The sequence below is a fragment of the Methylophilus aquaticus genome (genome assembly GCF_030769565.1).
In the GTDB taxonomy this organism is placed as follows: Bacteria; Pseudomonadota; Gammaproteobacteria; order Burkholderiales; family Methylophilaceae; genus Methylophilus; species Methylophilus aquaticus.
The window spans coordinates 1-4,294 of the sequence record NZ_JAVCAP010000005.1 but is presented as its reverse complement, the minus strand read 5'-3'; the positions used below and the strand labels follow the sequence as shown (position 1 = coordinate 4,294).

The 4,294-nt window shown below is 45.6% G+C and carries 5 protein-coding genes and 1 pseudogene; 4 read left to right on the top strand and 2 right to left on the bottom strand.

Annotation, left to right across the window (positions count from 1 at the left end; all coding sequences use genetic code 11):
• Nucleotides 1-495: 495 nt before the first annotated feature.
• Nucleotides 496-711: pseudogene (locus Q9291_RS03745) on the bottom strand (IS3 family transposase); the annotation flags it as partial.
• Between the two features lie 348 nt (nt 712-1,059).
• Here Q9291_RS03745 and Q9291_RS03740 point away from each other — a divergent pair.
• From Q9291_RS03740 to Q9291_RS03730, 3 genes are all read left to right on the top strand, one after another.
• Complete coding sequence (locus Q9291_RS03740) at nt 1,060-1,542, top strand: DUF2127 domain-containing protein (protein ID WP_306388666.1); 483 nt, start codon at nt 1,060-1,062, stop codon at nt 1,540-1,542.
• 170 nt (nt 1,543-1,712) lie between these two features.
• Complete coding sequence (locus Q9291_RS03735) at nt 1,713-2,000, top strand: hypothetical protein (protein WP_306388665.1); 288 nt, start codon at nt 1,713-1,715, stop codon at nt 1,998-2,000.
• Nucleotides 2,001-2,374: 374 nt separating this feature from the next.
• Entirely contained in the window at nt 2,375-2,815 is a 441-nt protein-coding gene (locus tag Q9291_RS03730; RefSeq protein ID WP_306388664.1) for a DUF1294 domain-containing protein, read from the top strand.
• A 37-nt stretch (nt 2,816-2,852) separates the two neighbouring features.
• Here the strand turns inward: Q9291_RS03730 and Q9291_RS03725 are convergent, their stop codons facing one another.
• On the bottom strand, nt 2,853-3,086 hold the full coding sequence (locus Q9291_RS03725; protein WP_306388663.1) for a hypothetical protein: 234 nt from the start codon (nt 3,084-3,086) through the stop codon (nt 2,853-2,855).
• Nucleotides 3,087-3,375: 289 nt separating this feature from the next.
• Between Q9291_RS03725 and Q9291_RS03720 the strand changes: the two genes are divergently transcribed.
• Complete coding sequence (locus Q9291_RS03720; RefSeq protein ID WP_306388662.1) at nt 3,376-4,044, top strand: hypothetical protein; 669 nt, start codon at nt 3,376-3,378, stop codon at nt 4,042-4,044.
• Nucleotides 4,045-4,294: the final 250 nt, after the last annotated feature.

The following is a 4,294-nucleotide window of genomic DNA, read 5'->3' as shown; positions in this document are numbered from 1 at the left end:
TCAATCGGCTATTGTCCTCCTGCAGAAGCTGAGGCAAACTACTATCAGCAACTGGCTACTCAGCCAATTGCTGATTAACTTAGGCAAACATGCCTCCTCGAAAACCGGGGCGGTTCACTCCAATATGTACGCCTTTTGAGAGGTAGCTAACTTTCGAGGCAGGGGTCTCAAGTTTCCATTGTATTCCTTGGTAGACCCATGCCATTCCAAAAAATAGTAACGCTGTATAGGCCGTTATTTTTGGGTCTGTATTAGTTGCGGGAATCAAACTAATGCTTATATTCGAACCTGCATAGCAATAGAGGAATATACCGGTTGAAATTGACAACAGTACCCAGTTGGCCAGAACATAAGAGCCTCCTAGTTTTATATTTGCTGATGCCATAAAATCCCTGTCGAATAATAATCTTTCTACTATTCTATATTCGCTAGACAAACATTTGGGATTTTACAAATTTGCTGAGTGACTTGTTAATTGATCTTATTGAATCGCCACTAACTTTGTAGACACTGTTCAGCCGATTGATTGAACTGCTCTTCAAAGTCTATCGGAGATAACAAATTATTGGAATTGTGTCTTCGTTTTGAGTTGTAAAAGAACTCGATGTAATCGAAGATATCCCGTTTAGCTTCATCCCGGTTGTTGTATATTTTGCGCTTGATTCTCTCCCGCTTCAGCAGTTGAAAGAAGCTTTCAGCCACAGCATTGTCTGGACTTCACCCGCTTTACTAGACGATTATCAGGTTCCAATCTGTAACTTTTCAAACTCCATTGGACTTAACTGATTGAGATGGCTGTGACGCCGTTTTCGATTTGACCTGCGCCCAGAAACCGTACCATTTTTAAGTTAGCAAAGTCCGTTTGAAAATCATTTTGCGAGCCTTAACTTCTGGGCGTAAATTGCTGGCGGAATCTTGTCGCAATGGCTGTGAGGTCGAATTTCGTTATAGTCCTGACGCCACAAATGGGGAGCAGGTGATCTTAAACGCAGCTACCTTTATATCAGGTTCTCATTTAAGATAGTTGGGAGCAGGCGCGAATTTGATAAAGGGTTTAGGTTGAAATTTACAAGCAGGTTGGGCATTCGGGCAATTGCGTTGTTTGAGGGTGGTAAGGCCATGCTCATGTTGGTGGCGTTGCTGATTTTTATTTTTAGTTTTCATCTTAATGCGCGTGAGCTATCAGAGGCACTGGTCAGTCAACTCCATATCAATCCTCAAGGGCATTATGTGCGGCTGTTGCTCAAGATGGCTGCGAATTTTACCCGAGCGGAAATTATCGCTGCTAGCGCTTGCGCATTTCTGTATACCGTCATCAAGTTTTCTGAGTCTGTTGGTTTGTGGAATCAGCGCCAATGGGGAAGGACGTTGGGAATCGCCAGTATTGGCGTGCTGATCCCGTATGAAGTGTATGCGCTGCTCCACCATTACACGCATTTCAACTTGATCGCTTTACTGGTCAATAGTGGTATCGTGTTATATCTGTTTATATTTTTTAATAGACGGTCCATTCCATCGAGTGTTAGTAATCACTTTCAATAGGTTTAAATCCTGGATGACTCGCCTGCGCATTGACCATGCCTGGTTTGATGTGTGAGTGAAGAGGCACTTCGAATGTCTTGGATTTTTTTTGTCCATCAGTAAACAAATAATCAATTGTTTGAAAATGGCTTAGTGGCTAGAATGAATGCTCACAAATATGGAGTGAACACATGCAAAACAAATCTTTTATTGCTGCTTTAATTTTGAGTGTGATGTATTTGACTGCTTCGGGCAGCGCGATTGCGGACGATAAATGGAGCGATGGTCATGTGGATGAGCACGAGCATCATCACGGCAAAGATGGTCACGCTGATGAGCACGAGCACCACCATGGCAAAGATGGTCACGCGGATGAGCATGAGCACCATCATGGTAAAGATGGTCACGCGGATGAGCATGAGCACCATCATGGTAAAGATGCTAAAGATCAGAAAGATGAACATCATCATCAAAACTAGTGTTCCATGCATCGATCATGTTTGCAGACATGCCTTCAATTGCAATAAATTGTACACATTCTATATTCGGGAAAAACTCCTATAGGCATTGAGAGTGCTTCCCTGCATCATTGCGTTGAGGGCTTGATTTGCCACTAGGACCGCTAGAAACAAGGTAACTTGTTTTGAACGGGGTGAACCAAACCCTACCGCATTCGATTAACTGCATATTGATCTCAATGCTAAAAAGGCATCTCTCAGGAGATGCCTTTTGCTTTTGGGCGAGGGCGTGTATGCACGATGCACTTTATCATGACGCGTTTTACTCGGCCCTATTTACTTGTCCGTGGTGATCTTGGTTTAAGATATATGCAATTTTCTGGTCAGGGAAATGTATGAGAGGTCGGGCTAATCCATCCCGGATTGAAAAGAAGGCGGTGATGCCCTCAGGCTTGCGCGTGATGTTAAGTAGCGTGGCATTGGCAGTACTACCAGTGCTGGTGTATCGAACGCGTCTTCCTGTCCATGGGGTGCTATGGTTGGTGCTGATCAGCCTGGCGACGTTTCTGGTGTATTGGCTGGATAAGGATGCTGCGCGGCATAGGGAGTGGCGTGTGCCTGAACGCACCTTGCAGTGGTTGAGTGTGTTGGGTGGCTGGCCGGGCGCCCTGTTGGCGCAGGGTGTGTTACGGCATAAGTCGCGCAAACTGCGTTTTCAGGTCTGGTTCTGGATGGCGGTGGCTATGCATTTACTGCTGATGCATGGGCTTGCACATGCTGATGGGCAACAGTTCCTGCATGCTGTGGGTCGCATCGTGCATCAGGTGGTGATGTAGTGCCAGGAGGGTTGGGTGTATGCCGAGCATGTGTAAGTTATTTGTGTGAAAAGCGCGATCTTTTCCAGGTAAATGTGCCGCAGGTGATCAAATACAAAATCGCCGAAAAAATATTCAGCACCGGCACCATGCTCCTGAAGGTGAGAAAGAAGGCTTTGCCAAGCGCATGCTTTGCCGTATCAAATTCGCAGTTGCGAAATTCAATTAACCCGCCGATTGCCGAGATGATCAAAGGCACTAAATAGAACGCAGAAAACACTTTAAAATCCATGACTTTTCCTCTTGATGCGTTGTTTTATTATAGATAAAAATAGGCACGATATTAAATGGTGATTGCTGAAAGTGCGATCTTTTCTATTTGGCAGGTGTTGAATTGTTGAATGTTATGGCTTATTGAGGCATTGTGATAGATTAAACAAGTATTCGCCTGTATCCCTAGTTATTGGACTGAATGAATGAGTAACCCCCTGAGATCGCAAAGCACACGCGCAAAGAATGCATTTGCATGCTTGCGGAGAGATCAGCAAGCAGCGCCGAAGCATACGATTTACGAAACTGGCATGATTGAAATTGGAAAGCTAAATATTATTTTAATCGGTGTGATTGGGGTGATTGTGGTCGGCCTGATTTCAACGGGTGCGAAAGATGAAGATCAGGCAAATGGTGATGCTCCAGCTGAGCAAGCCACACCAAAGTCGGTGGTGGAGGTTAAACCAGCCGTGCCGCAGCAGTCAGCAGTGTCTGCAACCGTGCCTGTAACGACACATCTAAAAACAGAGGCAGCCGAGGTCGCCAAAAAGCCGAAAAAAAATGAAGCGTTCGCGCCAGTGACCACCAGTGAAGCGAGTCTGCCAGAGAAAGCTGCATCATCACTCCCGTCCGGGCCGGTTGGTTCTGATCAGGCGCTGCAAAACAACACCTCTCGAAATATCATTGTATTTAATATCTGGAGCGTTTCGGAGCTGCGACTCAGGGGCGCTTACACCAAGATCATGAACGATAGTTCTGTTCCGCAGGCGCAGTCAGACGCGAGAAAAAAAGATTATCTGAATTTTGTGAACAGACGCGCACGCCTATGCGGCGAACTTGATAATACTTTTACCAGTAACATCAATACCGTAGAAAAGTTAAATTTTCATGAGCGAGATATTGGTATTTTGAAGTGTCATACCTCTGAAAACATCGCTGAGCTCGATCGGCTCATGCTCGCCCATGGATTTGACTCTTAGGGGCTGATCCCTGCGCCTGTTTAACGTTGTTAAACGTCACTCTTCTGACCGCTGTTTGACTTTCCTGGCGGTCCTCTGTCCGCCTATTGTCATAGGCAGATTGTGCTGACACCACTTGTTCAATATGCGCTTAGAGGTGGACCCGGAAAACTGGACAGTGTTTTAAGTGATATTCTTGCTTAACCTTGCAGCCGATAGGCGGCAGAAAGCAGAGAAAGAAAGCAATGAAACGTACCCGAAGAACCCACGC

What these genes read in the sequence shown, in the direction of transcription:
- Q9291_RS03735 (WP_306388665.1), top strand. Translation starts at nt 1,713, where the DNA reads ATGCAAAACAAATCTTTTATTGCTGCTTTAATTTTGAGTGTGATGTAT.
- Q9291_RS03730 (WP_306388664.1), top strand. Translation starts at nt 2,375, where the DNA reads ATGAGAGGTCGGGCTAATCCATCCCGGATTGAAAAGAAGGCGGTGATG.
- Q9291_RS03720 (WP_306388662.1), top strand. Translation starts at nt 3,376, where the DNA reads ATGATTGAAATTGGAAAGCTAAATATTATTTTAATCGGTGTGATTGGG.
- Q9291_RS03725 (WP_306388663.1), bottom strand. Translation starts at nt 3,086, where the DNA reads ATGGATTTTAAAGTGTTTTCTGCGTTCTATTTAGTGCCTTTGATCATC.